Origin of the sequence: Paeniroseomonas aquatica (assembly GCF_030409335.1) — a bacterium.
Lineage (GTDB): Bacteria > Pseudomonadota > Alphaproteobacteria > Acetobacterales > Acetobacteraceae > Belnapia > Belnapia aquatica.
This window is the reverse complement of record NZ_JAUFPN010000183.1, coordinates 13011-30085: the sequence shown is the minus strand read 5'-3', so window position 1 is coordinate 30085 and position 17075 is coordinate 13011. Positions and strand designations below refer to the sequence as shown.

The 17075-nt window shown below is 73.8% G+C and carries 16 protein-coding genes; 9 read left to right on the top strand and 7 right to left on the bottom strand.

Features of this window, described 5'->3' with window-relative positions:
* Positions 1-50: 50 nt before the first annotated feature.
* The 3 genes from hydA (at position 51) to QWZ14_RS20985 (ending at position 4187) form a co-directional block, all read left to right on the top strand.
* On the top strand, positions 51-1541 hold the full coding sequence (gene hydA / locus QWZ14_RS20995) for a dihydropyrimidinase (protein ID WP_290318820.1): 1491 nt from the start codon (positions 51-53) through the stop codon (positions 1539-1541).
* A 71-nt stretch (positions 1542-1612) separates the two neighbouring features.
* The gene (locus QWZ14_RS20990) at positions 1613-1975 is read left to right on the top strand and encodes a hypothetical protein (RefSeq protein WP_290318819.1); all 363 of its coding nucleotides are present in this window, start codon (positions 1613-1615) and stop codon (positions 1973-1975) included.
* Positions 1976-2048: 73 nt separating this feature from the next.
* Positions 2049-4187, top strand: a complete 2139-nt coding sequence (locus QWZ14_RS20985; RefSeq protein WP_290318817.1) for a molybdopterin-containing oxidoreductase family protein — start codon at positions 2049-2051, stop codon at positions 4185-4187.
* A gap of 25 nt (positions 4188-4212) precedes the next feature.
* Here QWZ14_RS20985 and QWZ14_RS20980 read toward each other — a convergent pair whose 3' ends face one another.
* Positions 4213-4890: a DNA-3-methyladenine glycosylase family protein gene (locus tag QWZ14_RS20980; RefSeq protein WP_290318816.1), complete on the bottom strand. Its 678-nt coding sequence runs from the start codon at positions 4888-4890 to the stop codon at positions 4213-4215.
* A gap of 224 nt (positions 4891-5114) precedes the next feature.
* On the opposite strand from QWZ14_RS20980, the gene QWZ14_RS20975 reads away from it, so the two are divergent.
* The 3 genes from QWZ14_RS20975 to QWZ14_RS20965 are packed head-to-tail and all read left to right on the top strand — an operon-like array spanning position 5115 to position 7731.
* Positions 5115-5834 (top strand): response regulator, encoded by a 720-nt coding sequence (locus QWZ14_RS20975; protein ID WP_290318815.1) that lies wholly within the window; start codon positions 5115-5117, stop codon positions 5832-5834.
* A complete protein-coding gene (locus tag QWZ14_RS20970; RefSeq protein WP_377753334.1) occupies positions 5831-7318 on the top strand; it encodes an ATP-binding protein in 1488 nt (495 codons plus the stop codon). The genes QWZ14_RS20975 and QWZ14_RS20970 overlap by 4 nt, the downstream gene beginning before the upstream one ends.
* Before the next feature lie 20 nt (positions 7319-7338).
* Positions 7339-7731 (top strand): hypothetical protein, encoded by a 393-nt coding sequence (locus tag QWZ14_RS20965; protein ID WP_290318814.1) that lies wholly within the window; start codon positions 7339-7341, stop codon positions 7729-7731.
* Between the two features lie 59 nt (positions 7732-7790).
* On the opposite strand, the gene QWZ14_RS20960 is transcribed toward QWZ14_RS20965, so the two are convergent.
* On the bottom strand, positions 7791-8756 hold the full coding sequence (locus tag QWZ14_RS20960) for a Bug family tripartite tricarboxylate transporter substrate binding protein (protein ID WP_290318813.1): 966 nt from the start codon (positions 8754-8756) through the stop codon (positions 7791-7793).
* Positions 8757-8896: 140 nt separating this feature from the next.
* On the opposite strand from QWZ14_RS20960, the gene QWZ14_RS20955 reads away from it, so the two are divergent.
* Positions 8897-9958: an alpha/beta hydrolase gene (locus QWZ14_RS20955; protein WP_290318866.1), complete on the top strand. Its 1062-nt coding sequence runs from the start codon at positions 8897-8899 to the stop codon at positions 9956-9958.
* A 40-nt stretch (positions 9959-9998) separates the two neighbouring features.
* Here the strand turns inward: QWZ14_RS20955 and QWZ14_RS20950 are convergent, their stop codons facing one another.
* Positions 9999-10982, bottom strand: coding sequence for a Bug family tripartite tricarboxylate transporter substrate binding protein (locus QWZ14_RS20950; protein WP_290318811.1), 984 nt, complete (start codon positions 10980-10982; stop codon positions 9999-10001).
* A gap of 260 nt (positions 10983-11242) precedes the next feature.
* On the opposite strand from QWZ14_RS20950, the gene QWZ14_RS20945 reads away from it, so the two are divergent.
* On the top strand, positions 11243-12211 hold the full coding sequence (locus QWZ14_RS20945; protein ID WP_290318810.1) for a Bug family tripartite tricarboxylate transporter substrate binding protein: 969 nt from the start codon (positions 11243-11245) through the stop codon (positions 12209-12211).
* A gap of 30 nt (positions 12212-12241) precedes the next feature.
* On the opposite strand, the gene QWZ14_RS20940 is transcribed toward QWZ14_RS20945, so the two are convergent.
* Positions 12242-12565 carry a hypothetical protein gene (locus QWZ14_RS20940; RefSeq protein ID WP_290318809.1) on the bottom strand — a complete coding sequence of 108 codons (324 nt, stop codon included), beginning with the start codon at positions 12563-12565 and terminating at the stop codon, positions 12242-12244.
* Between the two features lie 109 nt (positions 12566-12674).
* Positions 12675-13451, bottom strand: a complete 777-nt coding sequence (locus QWZ14_RS20935; RefSeq protein ID WP_290318808.1) for an enoyl-CoA hydratase — start codon at positions 13449-13451, stop codon at positions 12675-12677.
* A gap of 137 nt (positions 13452-13588) precedes the next feature.
* Between QWZ14_RS20935 and QWZ14_RS20930 the strand changes: the two genes are divergently transcribed.
* Positions 13589-14767 (top strand): mandelate racemase/muconate lactonizing enzyme family protein, encoded by a 1179-nt coding sequence (locus tag QWZ14_RS20930; RefSeq protein ID WP_290318807.1) that lies wholly within the window; start codon positions 13589-13591, stop codon positions 14765-14767.
* 99 nt (positions 14768-14866) lie between these two features.
* On the opposite strand, the gene QWZ14_RS20925 is transcribed toward QWZ14_RS20930, so the two are convergent.
* Positions 14867-15901 (bottom strand): WD40 repeat domain-containing protein, encoded by a 1035-nt coding sequence (locus QWZ14_RS20925; RefSeq protein ID WP_290318806.1) that lies wholly within the window; start codon positions 15899-15901, stop codon positions 14867-14869.
* On the bottom strand, positions 15898-16944 hold the full coding sequence (locus QWZ14_RS20920; protein ID WP_290318805.1) for a CobW family GTP-binding protein: 1047 nt from the start codon (positions 16942-16944) through the stop codon (positions 15898-15900). Before QWZ14_RS20920 ends, QWZ14_RS20925 begins: the two co-directional genes overlap by 4 nt.
* Positions 16945-17075 lie beyond the last annotated feature (131 nt).

Below are 17075 nucleotides of genomic sequence, written 5' to 3'. Positions count from 1 at the left end.
CCATGGCGGTCCCGGCCGCATCATCCGCACGGTTTCGTGGAGGATGGGACATGGCGGACTACGACCTCGTGGTGCGCGGCGGCACGGTGGCCAGCGGGCTCGGCACCATGCGCTGCGACATCGGCATCCGCGGCGGGCGGATCGTCGCCCTGGCCGAAAGCATCCCGGGCGGCGCCGCGACGCTCGATGCCGGTGGGCTGCTGGTGCTGCCGGGCGGCGTCGACACCCATTGCCACATCGAGGAGCCGTCCCGCGGCGGCTATACCAGCGCCGGCGGCGCGCCCGCGACCGAGGTGACGGTGCAGGAGGAGAGCTTCGGCTCCGCCAGCGTCTCCGCCTTCGCCGGCGGCACCACCAGCGTGGTCTGCTTCGTGCCGCAGTGGAAGGGCGAGGGGATCCTGCCGCGGCTGGCCGACTACGAGGCGCGGGCGGCGCGCGGCATGGTGGACTACAGCTTCCACCAGATCATCAGCGACGCGACCGACGACGTGCTGGAGCGCGAAGTGCCCGAGGTCGTCGCCCGCGGCATCCGCAGCCTCAAGGTATTCCTCACCTATGAGCCGCTGCACCTCAGCGATGAGGCCTTCCTTAAGGTTCTGGTCACAGCCCGGCGCCATGGTTGCCTGGTGACGGTGCATTGCGAGAATTACGCCGCGATCAATTGGCGGACCGAGGCCCTGCTCAAGGCGGGCCTCACCGCGCCGAAATACCATGCCTGGTCGCGCCCGCCCGTGGTGGAGCGGGAGGCGACGCACCGCGCCATCGCGCTCGCCGAGCTGGTGGACCAGCCGATCCAGGTCTTCCACGTGAGCTGCGCCGAGGCGGCCGAGGAGATCGCCCGCGCCCAGCACCGCGGCGTGAAGGTCTGGGGCGAGACCTGCCCGCAGTACCTGGCGCTGGCCGCCGCGGACATGGACCGGCCCGGCTTCGACGGCGCCGCCTACATGTGCAGCCCGAGCCCGCGCTCCGCCGAGGAGCAGGGCCGGGTCTGGGAGATGATCCGGCGCGGGACGCTCGACGTGGTCTCCTCCGACCATTGCGGCTTCAGCATGCACCGGCCCGGCGCGGGCAAGCAGGCGGGCGGGACGGCGGTGCCCTTCCGCGACATCCCGAACGGCATCCCCGGCCTCGCCGCCCGGCTGCCGATCCTGTTCAGCGAGGGGGTCTCGAAGGGCCGCATCAGCCTCGACCACTTCGTCCGGCTGACCGCGACCAACCCGGCCCGGCTGATGGGGCTGGCACCGCGCAAGGGCGCCATCGCCATCGGCGGCGATGCCGACCTCGCGCTCTGGGACCCGAAGAAGAAGGTCACCATCACCAACGCGCTGATGCAGCACGCCATCGACTACACGCCCTACGAGGGGCTGGAGGTCACCGGCTGGCCGGTCGCCACGGTCCGCCGCGGCACGGTGGTGATGCGGGACGGGGTGGTCCAGGCCGAGCCCGGCACCGGCCGCTTCCTCGCCCGCGGCCCCTACGACTTCATCGCCCCGCGCGGGCTGCTGCCGGATGGGTTCGACGCCGCGCCACGGCTGGAATAGGGCGGCCCGGTGGCCGCGGCGCCGGGAGGCGCCGCGGTCCGAACCGGCCGTCAGGATTGAGAGAGGTTGCCATGATCCCGATCGAGCCGGAGTACACCGCCTACAACACCGCCGACGAGCCCTGGCGCATCGCCCGGCTGATCCGCACCGACGGCCGGGTGCGGGAGGTGCTGCGGATCATCACCGCCGAGGTCTCGGACGGCGAGGGCACCATGGGCGAGCGCATCTGGGCGCGCCACGTCCGCCGCCTGCACGACGAGCGGGGGACGCTGAATGCCCATGTCACCGCCGCGCTCGGCGCCTCCTCCTGGCTGCCGGTGATCGGCCTGGCGCTGGCCCGGGCCTGGGACGGCGAGGATGAGGGCGAGGTCGACTTCATCGTCGAGGGCGAGACCATCCCCTGGCCGCTCGAATCCATCCTGATGGAGCCCTGAGCCCCGGCGCCGAGGGCCTTGTGCCCCGGCCGCCGCCATGCCCCGATGGGGCCGGCGGAGCGGAGCACGGCGCATGAACGAGGCGACCCACCGGATCCTGCCGAGCACCTGCTGGGAATGCTCGGCCTATTGCGGCTCCCTGGTCAGCCTCGGCGCCGACGGGCGGGTGCTGAAGGTGGCGCCCAACCCGGCCAGCCCGGTCTCGGCCGGCGCCTTCTGCGTCAAGGGCATCCGGGCGCTGCCGGAGGCGACCTACCAGGACGCCCGCCTGACCCATCCGCTCCGCCGCATCGGCCCCCGCGGCTCCGGCCAATGGGAGCGGGTGAGCTGGGACAGCGCCCTCGACGAGATGGCGGACCGCTTCGCCGAGACCCGGGCGCGCTACGGCGCGCCCTCCCTGGTGGGCGCGGTCAGCGGCGCCGCCTTCAGCCGCGGCGCGGTCATGGCGCTGCTCATGCGCTCGCTCGGCTCGCCCAACTGGATGATCAACCAGGACCTCTGCGGCGGCTGCCGCGGGGTCAGCGACAAGGTCACCGGCCTCGCCATCACCGGCGGCGAGGACATCCCCAATGCCGCCTGCGTCCTGCTGGTCGGGCGCAATCCGGCCGCTGCCGACCCGCCGCAATGGATCGAGCTGAAGCGGGCCAAGGCGCGCGGCGCCCGGGTGGTGGTGATCGACCCCTTCCGCACCCAGGCGGCCGAGCTCGCCGACCTCTGGCTGCGGCCGGAGCCGGGCACCGATGCCGCCATCGCCCTGGCGATGATCCGGCACCTGGTCGTCGAGGGCGCCTGGGACCGCGACTTCGTCGCCCGCCACACCCATGGCTTCGCGGCGCTCGCCGAACGCGCCGCCCGCTACACGCCCGAGGTCGCGGCCGCGATCACCGGCGTGCCGGCGGCCGATATCCGCCGGGCGGCAGAATACTACGCCGCCGGGCCCGCCTGCTTCGTCTCCGGCCATGGCATCGATGCCGCCAGCAACGGGGTGCAGACCTTCCGCGCCTTCCACGCGCTGGTCGCCATCAGCGGCAACCTCGACCGGCCCGGCGGCAACCGCCGCTCGAAGCGCCCGCCCGGCTTCCGCACCTGGATGGACCTGCTGCACGACCCCCGCTTCCGGCTGCCCGAAGCGGTCGAGCGGCGGACCATCGGCGCCGACCGCTTTCCCCTCTGGGCCGGGCCGGGCGGCTGGCAGACCGCCTGCCACAATTCCTCGGTGCTGGAGGCGATGCTGACCGGCACGCCCTATCCGGTGCGGGCGATGGTCGCCAGCGGCGTGAACATCGCCGTCATGTACCCGGATACCCGGCGGACCCTGCGGGCGCTGGCCTCGCTCGACTTCCTCTGCGTCGCGGCCCAGACCATGACGCCGACCGCCGCCGTGGCCGACCTGGTGCTGCCGAAGACCACCGGGCTGGAGGAGGAGGAGGTCGCGCTGAGCCCGAAGGGGCCGTGCATCACCTATACCGCCGCCGTCGCCCCGCCGGTGGGGGAGGCGCGCTGCGACCTCACCATCGCCGTCGGCCTGCTCGACCGGATGCGGGCGCGCGGCGCGGTCACCGCCGAGCTGCTGCCCTGGCGGGACAAGGCGGCGTTCAACGCCTTCCTGATCGGCGACTCCGGCGTCTCGCTGGAGGCGCTGCGGCGCGACGGCTTCGCCCAGTTCGACTACACCATGGGCGATTTCGACCGGCAGGTCTTCGCCACCCCGACCGGCAAGGTCGAGCTGCATTCGGTGCTGCTGGAACGCGCCGGGCAGGACCCGCTGCCGGACTACGTCCCGCCGCTCGACCGAGCCGCGCCGGCGCCGGGCTTCCCGCTGCGGCTGCAGACCGGCATCCGGGAGAAGACCTACCACCATTCCCGCTTCCGCGAGCAGGCCTGGGCGCGGAAGGTCTCGCCCGACCCCAGGGTGCATGTGCATCCCGAGACCGCTGCCGATTACGGCATCGGCGAGGGCGACTGGGTACGGGTCGAGACACCGGGCGGCGCCGGCCCGGTGCGGCTGAAGGCGGCCATCACCGACCGCACCCGTCCCGGCGTGCTGACCACCGGCGTCGGCTGGTGGCGGCCGGAGGCGCCGGGGCCGGAGTTCGGCGCGCTCGACGTCAACGTCAACGCCGCGCTCTCCTATACCGGCCCGACCGACCCGGTGAGCGGCTCGGTCGATACCGGCGCCATCCCCTGCCGGGTCTGCCGGGTGCCGGCCTGAGGCGAGGGTGGGCGCCGGTCCGGCGTCACGGATCCTCCACCGCCGGCCGCCCGGTCACGTGCCGCCAGTGGTGCCAGAGCAGCCGCGCCGCCAGCGACCGCCAGGGCGCCCAGCCCAGCGCCAGCGCCGCCAGCGCCCTGGGCGGCGGCCGGGCCTCCAGCCCCAGGAGCTGCGCCGCGCTGGCGGCCAGCGCCAGGTCGCCGCTCGGGAAGATGTCCGGCCGCTGCTCGGCGAAGAGCAGGTGCACCTCGGCGGTCCAGGGGCCGAGCCCCTTCACCGCCGCGATATGCGCGACGGCCGCGGCATCGCCCAGCGCGGCCAGCCCGGCGAAGTCCAGCCGGCCGTCGAGGCAGGCGGCGGCCAGCGACCGGGCATGCGCCGCCTTCGGCCGCGACAGCCCGGCGACGCCGCAGAGCATCGCGTCGTCGAGCGCCAGCAGCCCGGCCGGCTCCAGCGCTCCGGGCAGGGCGGCCAGCCGCCGCCAGATCGCCCCGGCCGCCTGGTTGCTGATCTGCTGGCCGCAGATGGTCCTGAGCAGGCCGGGGAAGCCGGGGGCGCGGCTGCGCCAGGGCAGCGGCCCGGCGGCGGGCTCGATGGCGCCGAGGCGGGGGTCCTGTTCCACCAGCGCGGCCAGCCCGGCGACGGCCCAGGGCGGCGGCAGGGGGAAGGCGGGGACCGAAGGCGGCGGGGAGGGTGGGGTCATCCCCGCCGCCTTATAGCGGGCGATCCGAAAACGCGGAATCGCCGGCCCGGTCCCCGGGGCCGCATGGGGGGATGCGGCCATGGCCCAGGATGGGCCCGGGATGTTGCCGGGCGAAGCCCCAGGGCATGGCGAATTGCAACGGCCTGCAACCGCGGGGCCTGCTGCAACAGGGCGCAACAACTCCCTGCGCGCCGGCGCCGGCAATGCCCTATGTTACAATCGCCATGGAACCTCAGCCCCATATCCTGGTCGTCGACGACGACCGCGAGATCCGCGATCTCCTCTCGAAATTCCTCGAGCGCCAGGGCATGCGCGTCGCCGCCGCCCGCGACGCGAAGGAGGCCCGGCGGCTCTGGCCGCTCGGCCGCTACCACCTGGTGGTGCTCGACCTGATGCTGCCCGGGGAAAGCGGGCTCGAATTCGCCAAGTGGCTGCGCAGCCAGGGCGACGTGCCGATCGTGATGCTGACCGCCATGGGCGACGAGACCGACCGCATCGTCGGGCTCGAGCTCGGCGCCGACGACTACCTCAGCAAGCCCTTCAATCCGCGCGAGCTGCTGGCCCGGGTCCGCGCCGTGCTGCGCCGCGCCTCCGGCGAGGCCGGGGCGCCCGCGGCGACGCCCGCCAAGGCGATCCGCTTCGGCGGCTGGGTGCTGGAGCCGGCGCGACGCCGGCTACTGAACCCGGATGGCGCCGAGATCCCGCTGACGGGCGGCGAGTACGAGCTGCTGCAGGTGCTGGTCGAGCGGCCGAACCGGGTGCTGACCCGGGACATGCTGATGGACCTGCTGCGCGGCCGCCAGGCCGGGCCCTTCGACCGCGCCATCGACGTCGCCGTCTCCCGCCTCCGCCGCAAGCTGGAGGACGACGGCCGCAACCCCAGCCTGATCAAGACCGTGCGCGGCGGCGGCTACGTGCTGGCCGCGACGGTGGAGCGCAGTTGAGCGGCTCCGCCACGCCGCCGCCAGCCCAGCCCGCGCCGCAGCCCCACTGGCCGGTCTGGCGGGTCTGGCCGCGCAGCCTGGCCGGGCGCACCGCGCTGGTGCTGCTGCTGGCGCTGACCGTGGTGCAGGCCGCCGGCCTCACCATCCACGCGCTGGACCGGGTGGACCTGCAGCGCTTCGCCCAGGCGCGGGAGATCTCGGCCCGGGCCATCAGCGCCTGGCGCACCGTCATCCTGGCGCCGGCCGACCGCCGCGGGCAGATGCTGGCCGAGCTGGAACTGCCGAACGAGCTCTCGGTGACGCTGGACGAGCACCCGCTGGCGCGGCTGGACCACCCGCCGGTGCCGCCGCCGATCGCCCGGATGCTGCGGCTCGACCTGCTGAGCGGCGGCCCGCCGCGCTTCCGCCCGCGCGAGGTCATCACCTCCTGGGACCGGCGGGCCCCCTGGGGACCGCCGCCGCCGCCGGGGATGCGGCCGCAGTCGCCGCCCGAAGGCGCGCTGCCCGGCTTCGGCCTGTTCGGCGGCGACGGGCCGGGCTTCCTGGTCAGCCTGCGGCTGCCGAGCGGGGAATGGCTGAACCTGCGGATCGCGCTGCCGCCGCCGCGGCCCTGGCATTCCGAGACCTTCCTGATCGCCTTCGCGGCCATGACCCTGGCGGCCGGGCTGCTCATCCTCTGGGCGGTGCGGCGGCTGACCCGGCCGGTGCGGACCCTGGCGGAGGCGGCGGAACGGCTGGGCCGCGACGTCAACGCCCCGCCGATGCCCGAGGCCGGGCCGACCGAGGTCGCCAAGGCCGCGCACGCCTTCAACACCATGGCCGAGCGCATCCGCCGCTTCGTCGGCGACCGCACCCAGATGCTGGCCGCCATCGGCCACGACCTGCGGACGCCGATCACCCGGCTGCGGCTGCGCGCCGAGTTCATGGACGACGACGAGCAGCGGCGGAAGATGCTCTCCGACCTCGACGAGATGGAGGCGATGGTGGCGGCGACGCTCGCCTTCGCCCGCGACGATTCCACCGGCGAGCCGACCGTCTCGCTCGATCTCGCCGCGCTCTGCCGCACCGTGCTCGACGAGGCGGCGGATGCCCGGCCCGACCTGGCCGAGGCGATCGCCTATGCCGGGCCGGAGCGGCTGGTGGTCCAGGCCCGGCCGGTGGCGCTGAAGCGGGCGCTGGCCAACCTCATCGGCAATGCCCTGCTCTACGGCAGCTCGGCGCGGCTGGTGCTGGCGGTGCCGGAGGGGCCGGGCCGGCCGGTCCGGCTCGCGGTCGAGGACGACGGGCCGGGGATCCCGGCCGATGCGCTGGAGGCGGTCTTCCAGCCCTTCCGCCGGCTGGAGGCGAGCCGCAACCGCGAGACCGGCGGCACCGGGCTCGGCCTGCCGATCGCCCGCAACATCCTGCGGGCGCATGGCGGCGACGTGGTGCTGCGCAACCGCCCGGGCGGCGGGCTGGTCGCCCTGGCGACGCTGCCGGGATGACCCCCCCGGAGGCCTCCCCCATGGCCGAGCGGATCGAGAGCCGGCTGGACCGGCTCGGCCTCGAGCCGGCCGAGGCGGCGAAGCAGGCCGGGCTGCCGGCCGACTTCCTCGACCGGCTGCGCGCCGGCCGGCCGCCGCCGCGCGGCCAGAAGCTGGTGGCCCTGGCCGAGGTGCTGGCCACCTCGGTCTCCTACCTGGTCGGCCTCGACCCCGACGTGGCGCCGCCGCCCGACGTGCTGGAGGAGGACCAGGCGACGCTCGGCCTGCTGGCGGGGGACGAGGAAGCCCTGCTGCGCGCCTATCGCCGGCTGGACCTGCCGACCCGCGCCGCGGTGGTGCTGATCGCCCGCAGGCTGGCGGGGCCGGAGCCGGAAGCCGGCGCCGTCCGGCAGGTCGGCAAGGGCAGGCGGTAGCCTGTTGTTTTATCGCGTGGTTGGCGTTCTTCGGCGCTTCCGCCTCGGACGATCACGCGCTAACCCGCCCGGATCCCGCCGGCCTTGAGGATCGGCGCCCATTTCGCCGCCTCCGCCCGGATGAAGCGGGCCGCCTCGGCCGGGCCGCCGGCCAGCGGCTCGATCCCGGCCTCGGCGTAGCGCGCCTGCAGCGTCGGCTCGGCCAGCGCGGCCTCCACCGCCGCGGCGAGCAGCGCCAGGACCGCCGGCGGCGTCCCGGCCGGCGCCTGCAGCGACTGCCAGGAGGAGGCGGCATAGCCGGGCACCCCGGCCTCGGCCAGGGTTGGCAACTCCGGCAGCAGCCGGGACCGCCGGGCGGTGGTCACCGCCAGCGCCCGCACCCGGCCGTCGCGGGCCATCGGCGCCAGCAGGGTCTGGCTGTCGATCATCAGCTCGGCGCGGCCGGCGACCAGGTCGGTCACCGCCTGCGGCGTGCCGCGATAGGTCACCACGGTGAAATCCACCCCGGCCAGCACCTTCAGCAGCTCTCCCGCCAGGTGCGAGGCGGCGCCGATGCCCGTCGTGGCGAAGTTGGCGCCGTCGCCCTTCGCGCGCAGCCAGGCGAGCAGCCCGGGCACGTCCGTCGCCGGGACGCCGGGATGCACGGCGACGACGAAGGGCTGGTCGCCGAGCAGGGCGACCGGGGCGAAATCCGCCAGCGGGTCGAAGCCGAGGTCGGGGTAGAGCGCGGCGAGCACCGCATGCGCCGCGCCCGAGAGCAGCAGCGTATGGCCGTCGGGCGCCGCCCGGGCGACGGCGCGGGCGCCGATGCCGGAGCCGGCGCCCGGCAGGTTCTCGACCACGACCGGCTGCCCGAGCCGGCGGGCCAGCGGCTCGGCCAGGATGCGGGCGGCCAGGTCGATGATGCCGCCGGCGGCGAAGGGCACCACCAGCCGCACCGGCCGGCCCGGGAAGCCCTGCGCCGCGGCCGGGCGGAAGGCCAGGGCGCCGGGGAGGGGGGAGAGCAGCAGGGCGCGGCGCAGCATCGCGGGATCTCCGGTGGGTCGGCGTCATGCTGCACCGCAGCGCGGCCGGAGGCGAGCCTCCACCGCCGCGGCCGAGGCCGCGAACCGGCCCGGCGGCGCCGCGTTGCGGGATAATATCCATCGGAGAACAGCCTGTGACGATGATGCTTCCCTGGTCCCGCCGCGCCTTCGCCGGCTCCCTGCTCGGCCTCGCCGCCTGCCAGAGCCCGATCGCGCGGATGCCCGACCCGACCGGCCTGGCGGCGGGCGACATGGCGGAGCTGTTGCAGGCCTATGCCGCGCTCGGCCCGAAGCCCCTCGAGAGCCTCACCCCGGCCGAGGCGCGGCGGCAGCCGAGCATGGCCGATGCGGTGAAGGCGGTGCAGCGCCGCCGCGGGATGGACCTCGCGCCGCGGCCGGTGGCGATGGTGCAGGACATCCAGGTGCAGGGCGCCGCCGGGCCGCTGCCGGCGCGCATCTACGGCGAGCGCCGGGCCAATGGCGCGGCGCCGATGATCCTCTATTTCCACGGCGGCGGCTGGGTGATCGCCGACCTCGACACCTACGACGCCTCGGCCCGGGCGCTGGCGGCCGAGACCGGCGCCATCGTCGTCTCGGTGCATTACCGCCAGGGGCCGGAGCACCGCTTCCCGGCGGCGCATGAGGATGCGGTCGCCGCCTACCAGTGGCTGGTGGCCAATAGCCGCACCCTCGGCGGCGACCCGAACCGCATCGCCGTCGCCGGCGAGAGCGCCGGCGGCAACCTGGCGCTGACCGTCGGCATGGCGCTGCGGGCCAGCCCGGCGGGGCGGCCGGCGCATCTGCTGCTGATCTATCCGGTGGCCGATACCGACGTGAACGCGCCTTCCATGCGCGACCAGGAGAATGCCAAGCCGCTGAGCCGCGCCGCGGTGCTGTGGTTCGTGCAGAACTACACCCGCGGGCCGAGCGACCTGCAGGACCCGCGGCTGGACGTGGGCCGCGCCGCCGACCTCGCCGGCCTGCCGCGCTGCACTGTGGTGATCGCCGGAATCGACCCGCTGCGCTCGGGCGGCGAGCGGCTGGTGGGCAAGCTCCGCGCCGCCGGGGTGCAGACGGATGCCCGCAGCTTCCCCGGCGCGACGCATGAGTTCTTCGGCGCGGCGCCGGTGCTGCAGGATGCGGTGGTCGCGCAATCCTATGCCGGCGCGCGGCTGCGCGAGGTCTTCGCCGGCCGGGCCTAGCGGCACCGCCCCGGCCCGCCCCCGCGCGGCGGGCCGGAGGCTACTCGATGCGGATGCCGGCCTCGCGGATCAGCGCGGCGTAGCGTTCCGCATCGCGGCCGAGCAGCGCCGCGGCCTCGGCGCTGGTGCCGCCGCCGGGGATGAAGCCGGCATCGCGGATGCGCGGGCGCAGGGTGGCCTCGGCCAGCGCCTTGTTCAGCGCCGCGGACCAGCGGTCGCGGATCGCCGGCGGCAGGTTGGGCGGGCCCATCAGCATGTACCAGACATTGGCGTCGAAGCCGGGGAAGCCGCTCTCGGCGACGGTCGGCAGATCCGGCAGCCAGTCGATCCGCCCGGGCATGGTGGTCGCCAGCGCCCGCACCCGCTCGCCGCGGATATGCGGCAGGTAGGTGGGGAAGGTGTCGATCGCGAGGTCGATGCGCCCGGCGAGGATCTCCGTCACCGCCTGGCCGGTGCCGCGGAAGGGCACGTGCGTCATCTGCACCCCGGCCGCGCGCGCCAGCAGCTCGGCCGCCAGATGCTGCTGGGTGGCGACGCCGGAGGAGGAGTAGTTCAGCGCCCCCGGATTGGCCCGGGCCTGGGCGATCAGCCCCGCCAGGTCGCGCGCCGGGGAGGAAAGCGGCACGACCGCCACCAGCGGCACGGTGGCGGCGAGGCCGATGGCGGTCTGGTCGCGGTGGATGTCGAAGGGCGGCGGCGCCATCAGCGGCGGCACCACGGCGGAGGCGCTGACGGTCGACATGTAGACGGTGTGGCCATCCGGCGGCGCCCGGGTGCCGGCCAGCGCGGCGATGGTGCCGCTGGCGCCGGGGCGGTTCTCCACCGCGATGGGCTGGCCGAGTTCGGCCTGCAGCGCCGGGGCGAGCAGCCGGGCGATGATGTCGGTGCCGCCGCCGGGGGCGAAGCCGACCAGCAGGGTGACCGGGCGGCCGGGCGACCAGGCGGGCTGGGCGCGGACGAGGGCGGGGGCCATGAGGGCGGGCGCCATCAGGGCTTTGGCCAGCAGGGCGCGGCGGCTGGGCATGGGGTTTCCTCCGGTCTCTTTGGCCGGTCGGTCCCGGCTGTTCCGGCATAGCGCAAAGCGGGGCAGGGCGCCTGCCTCACGCCGGAAGAATCGGCAGGCCGTGCCGGGGCTCGATCTGGCGAAATTTTCAGCAAAAAGAACAACAAATAGTCTAATACATGCCAAATGGCCTCGATGTGCCGATATGTAAGGCAATTCACGCCTTGCCCGGCTGCGTTGCTCTCGTAAGCTTAGACGATGCTGCGATCGGGAGCCGCCGGATGCGCCGTCTTCGCCTCGCCCTTGCCCTGCTGCTGGCCGGCCTGGCCGGGACCGCGCCAGCCCAGACCATCGCCCACGACGTCCGGCTGATCGTCCCCTATGCCCCCGGCGGCACGGTGGACCTGCTGGGGCGGCTGCTGGCCGAGGGGCTGGCCCCCAGGCTCGGGGGCCGTGCCGTGGTGGTCGAGAACCGCAGCGGCGCCGGGACCTTCATCGCCCTGCAGGCGGTGGCCCAGACTCCGGCCGATGGCCATGCCCTGGCGCTGGCGGCCACCGCGGTGCTGGCGACGGCGCCGGTGATGCCGGGCTTCGTCCCGCCGCTCGACCCCGACCGCGCCCTGGCGCCGGTGACCAGCCTGATCCGGGTGCCGATGGTGCTGGTCGGCCGGCCGGATGCGCCCTATGCCAGCCTGGCCGAGTTGATCGCCCATGCGAAGGCGCATCCGGGCCGGCTCAACATCGGCAATGCCGGCACGGGCGGACAGACCCACCTGCTGGCGGCGCGGCTGGCGCATGAGGCCGGGATCAGCATGGAGGCGGTGCAGTACCGCGGCGGCACGCCGGCGCTGCTGGATGTCATGGCCGGCCATGCCGACCTCTATTTCAGCCTGCTGCCGGAATCGCTGCCCTTCATCCGGGACGGGCGGCTGCGGCCGATCGCCTTCGCCTCGCCGGCCCGCAACCCGGTGCTGCCGGAGGTGCCGCTGGTGCGTGAGACGCTCGACGGCTTCACCGGGGATGTGGGCTACGGGCTGGTCGCCGCGGCCGGGACGCCGCCGGCATGGCTCGCCTTCTGGAATGCGGAGATCAACCGGGTCATGGCCCGGCCCGAGGTCCAGGCGCGGATGGCGTCGCTGTTCTGGCGGCCGACGCCCGGGACAGCCGCCGCCTATCGGGAGGAAATCCTCACCGACCGGCGGGTCTGGGGCGGGGTGATCGCCGCCGCGCGGATCCGCGCCGGGAGTTGAGGGGGAAGGATGGCCTTCCCCCCCGGGGACTCAGCCGCCGCCGCTGTTGTTCTGGCCGCCGAGCGTCGGGTTGCCGGGGCGAATGGCGCCGCCCGGGGTCAGCGCGCTGCCGCCGGTGCCGGAGCCGAGGCCGGACGGGCTGGCGCTGCCGGCCGGCGGGGCGCCGCGGCCACCAGGGCCGACGCCCTGGGTGGCCGAGGTCGGCGCGCCGGGGCCAGTGTTGACGCCACCGCCGGGCTGGTTCTGGGTGCCGCGGGCATTCGGGCCCGGCATGCCGGTGCCGGCGGTCTGGGCAATGGCGGCCCCGCTGCCGAGCAGGCCGACCAGGGCCGTGGCGATGATTGCATTTCGCATAGGTTTGAACTCCGTCCGTGCATAGCCACAGCGCCCACGGACGCGACAGGTTCGTTACCGGGAGCGCCGCAGGCCGGTGCAATCTCGCGAGGACGGGCAGGCGGCCGGTTCAGGTGCCGGTCCAGACCGCCGGCTTGCGGGCGAGGAAGCTAGCCACGCCCTCGCGGAAGTCGTTGCTGGTGAAGCACATGGCCACCAGGTCGTCGCCCTCCACCTGCCGGGCGGCCAGCCGCAGCCGGCGCATCGCCTCCTTGGTGGCGCGCAGCGTCAGCGGCGCATGGCCGGCGATGGTCCGCGCCAGCGCCTCGGCCCGGGCCTGCAGCGCGGCGTGGTCGGGCAGGATCTCGGAGACCAGGCCGATCGCCTTGGCTTCCTCCGCCTCGATCAGCCGGGCGGTATAGACCAGGTCCAGCACCCGGGCGGGGCCGATCAGCGCGGCCAGCCGCCCGTAGTTGGCCATGGACAGGCAGTTGCCCAGCGTCTTGGCGATGGGGAAGCCGATGCGGGCATTGGCGGCCGCGATCCGCAGGTCGCAGACCGCGGCGATGGCGGCGCCGCCCCCGGTCGCCGCGCCGGAGATGGCGGCGATGGTCGGCTTCGGGCAGCTCTCCAGCGCGACGAGCACGCCGTCGATGCGCTCCTCGTAGGCCAGCGCATCCTCGGGCGTCTTGAAGTGGGAGAACTGGCTGATGTCGGTGCCGGCGGCGAAGGCCTTCTCGCCGGCGCCGGTGATGACCAGCACCTTCAGCGCGTCATCCGCCGCCGCGCCCTCGGCGATCTCGCGCAGCCGGGCATACATCGGGAAGGTCAGGGCATTGCGGGACGCCGGGCGGTTCAGGGTGATGAAGCCGATCCCGTCGCGGATCTCGTACAGCAGCTCGTCCATGGTCGTGCCCTCCCGGCGGTTCGCGGCAAGGGTAGACCGGCTTCGGAGCTGCCGCCAAACGACCCGGCCGCGGAGGCCTTGACCAGGAGGCGCCGCTGGGCCAGCAACCAGGCCCTGCAGCAAAGGGACACGACGCCATGCGTATCGCCTCGGTCCGCGACGGCGTCGTGCCGATCGCCTCCGCCATCGCCAATGCCTACATCGACTTCTCCAAGATGACCGCCTCGGTCGTCGCGGTGACGGTGGAGGACGGCGCGGGGCGCAGCGCCACCGGCTACGGCTTCAACTCCAACGGCCGCTACGCCCAGCCGGGCCTGCTTCGCGAACGCTTCATCCCGCGCCTGCTGGAGACGCCGGAGGCCGCGTTGTCCCATGCCGACGGCGGGCTGGAGCCGGCCGGCGCCTGGGCGAGCATGATGAAGAACGAGAAGCCCGGCGGCCATGGCGACCGCAGCGTCGCGGTCGGCGTGCTGGACATGGCGCTCTGGGATGCCGCGGCCAAGCTCGCGGGCAAGCCGCTCTGGCGGCTGCTGGCCGATCGCTACCGCGGCGGCGAGGCCGACGACACCGCCTGGATCTACGCCGCCGGCGGCTACTACTACCCCGGCAAGGGCGAGGATGCGCTGGTCGAGGAGATGCAACGCTACCTCGACCTCGGCTACAGCGTGGTGAAGATGAAGATCGGCGGCGCCCCCGGCACGCCGCTGCGCGCCGCGCTGAAGGAGGACGTCGGCCGGATCGAGGCGGTGCTCAAGCTGCTCGGCGGCGACGGCTCCCGCCTTTGCGTCGACGTCAACGGCCGCTTCGGCCTGCATGCGGCGCTGGCCTATGGCGCCGCGCTCGAGCCCTACAAGCTGCGCTGGTACGAGGAGCCGCTGGACCCGCTCGACTACGCGACGCATGCGACCCTGGCCGAGCACTACAGCGGGCCGCTCGCCACCGGGGAGAACCTCTTCTCCATGCTCGATGCCCGCAACCTGATCCGCCACGGCGGGCTGCGCCCGGACCGCGACATTCTGCAATTCGACCCCGCGCTCTCTTACGGCCTGGTCGAGTACCTCCGCACCCTGGCGATGCTGCAGGAGCACGGCTGGTCGCCGCGCCGCTGCGTCCCCCACGGCGGGCACCAGTTCGCGCTGAACATCGCCATCGGCCTCGGCCTCGGCGGCAACGAGAGCTACCCGGAGGTCTTCGCCCCCTTCGGCGGCTTCGCCGATGCGACGCCGGTCGAGGACAGCCGCATCCGCATGCCGGACGTCCCGGGGATCGGCTTCGAGCAGAAGGCCGACCTCTGGGACGTCCTCAAGGACGTCTAGCGCAGGTCCCGTTCGCCAAGGCTCACAGGACCTGCGCTAGGTTTTGTTTTGGCGGGCAGATCACCCCTTCCGGGTGATGGCACCCGTCCGGGGTCTGCTCTAGCGCCGCGCCAGGTCCACGATGCCGGCGAAGCCCGTCTCGGTCCCGAAGGCGAGCTGGCTGCCGGCGGCATTCCAGGCCAGGGCCGAGATCCCGCCATGGCCCGGCGGCGCCACCGGCACGATCTTGCCGGAGCCGATCTCGGCCAGCAGCAGCAGCCCGTCGGCGAAGCCGGCGGCCACCACCTCATGCTGCGGATGGCAGGCGACGGCCGAACACAGCACGCCGTCGCCGCCGGCGAGTTCCGTCGGCGCCTTGCCCATCGGGCCGCCGCCGAAGAAGGGCCAGATCACCACGCTGTCGGCGCCGCTGGTCGCCAGCCAGCGGCCGCGCGCGGTGAAGGCCATGGACCGCGTCTTCGAGGGATAGCCCGACATCCGCATGTGCTGGTTGTCGGCCAGCCGCCAGCCGTGCAGCGCATTCTCCTGCATCGCGGTCACCACATGGGTGCCGTCCGGGCTGAGGACGATGCCGGCGTGGCTGCCCTTCCACTCCAGCACCCGCGGCTTGTCCTCCCTGGCGGCGACGAACCACAGGCTCGCCCCGTTGTAGTGGCTGGCGGCGATGCGCTTGCCCTTGGCATCGATGGCGATGCCGCCGACCGAACTGGGGTGCGTCAGGGTCTTGAGCTTCTCGCCCCTGGCGTCGAAGACATGCAGCAGCTTGCCGACGCTGGCGGCGCGCAGGCCGCTCTCGTGCGCCGCGACATGCTCCACCCATTTCATCGTGCCGAGACTGGCGATCTCGCTGACCGTCCCATCGGCCGCGGTCCGCACCAGCCGCCCGTCGTCGCCGCCGCTGAGGAAGCCGTCCTTGGCATCGGCGACCAGCGACAGCACCGCGCCGTCATGCGCCGCGGCCGTCGCCCAGTCGGTGCCGCCGGGTGCCACGATGCGCACCGTGCCGTCGCCGAGGCCGAGGCCGCAGGTGCCGTCCTTGCTGAAGGCGAGGTCCACCACCCAGGCGCCGAGCTCCTGGGTATGGCCGCGCGCGGCCAGCAGGAAATCGGCCTCGGCGTATTCGCTCTCGCTCATACCGGGCTCCAGCCCTCGACCTCGGCCGGCGCCTTCGCCGGGTCCCCGACCTGGCAGGCCTCGAAGCCGCGGCGCAGCACCGGGCGGTTCAGGTCGCGGCCGATGAAGACCAGCTTCGACCTCCGCGGGTCGCCGTCCTTCCAGTGGCCGATGTAGTCGCCGTCGGCGATCATATGCACCGCCTGGAAGGCGAAGCGGCGGTCGTCGCCCTCGTAGCTGAGGATGCCCTTGGTCCGCAGCAGGTCCTGGCCCTTCTGGGCCAGCAGCTGGCTGATCCAGGCGTTGAAGCGCTCGGGGTCGATCGGGCGGGAGACCTCGAAGCTGACGGAGTTGATGTCCCCGTCGTGGTCGTGCTCGTTCTCGCCCGAGAGGAATTCCGGCTCCCGCTCCAGGATGCGCTCCAGGCTGAAGGCGTCGCGGCCGATCACCGCCTCGATCGGCACCTCGGACTTGGTGCTGCGGCGGATTTCGGCATAGGGGTTGATGGCGCGGATCCGGGCTTCCAGCGCCGTCGCCTCGGCATCCGTCACCAGGTCCATCTTGTTGACGATGATGATGTCGGCGAAGGCGATCTGCTCGACCGCCTCCTTGCTGTCGGCCAGCCGCGCCGGCAGGTTCTTCGCATCCACCAGGGTCACGATGGCGTCGAGCTTGGTCGAGCGCTTCACGTCCTCATCGGCGAAGAAGGTCTGCGCCACCGGGGCCGGGTCGGCGAGGCCGGTGGTCTCGACGATGATGCCGTCGAACCGGCCGCGCCGCTTCATCAGCCCGTTGATGATGCGGATCAGGTCGCCGCGCACGGTGCAGCAGATGCAGCCGTTGTTCATCTCGAAGACCTCCTCGTCGGTATCGACGACGAGGTCATTGTCCACGCCGAGCTCGCCGAACTCGTTGATGACCACGGCGAATTTCTTGCCGTGGTTCTCGCTGAGGATGCGGTTCAGCAGGGTGGTCTTGCCGGCGCCGAGATAGCCGGTCAGCACGGTGACGGGAACGGGGGCAGGGGTCGCGGCAGGGGTCGGGGCAGGGGTGGCGTCGCTCATCGGGGGCTCCGCAAGGGGGGGTGGATCGGGTCGGGCGGGAATATGGGGCGGCCGGGCCGGAAGGGCAAAGGGTGGCCGCCTTGCGACCGCCGGGCCCCGCCCCGGAGCGCCACCGCCGCCGGACGGGCCTG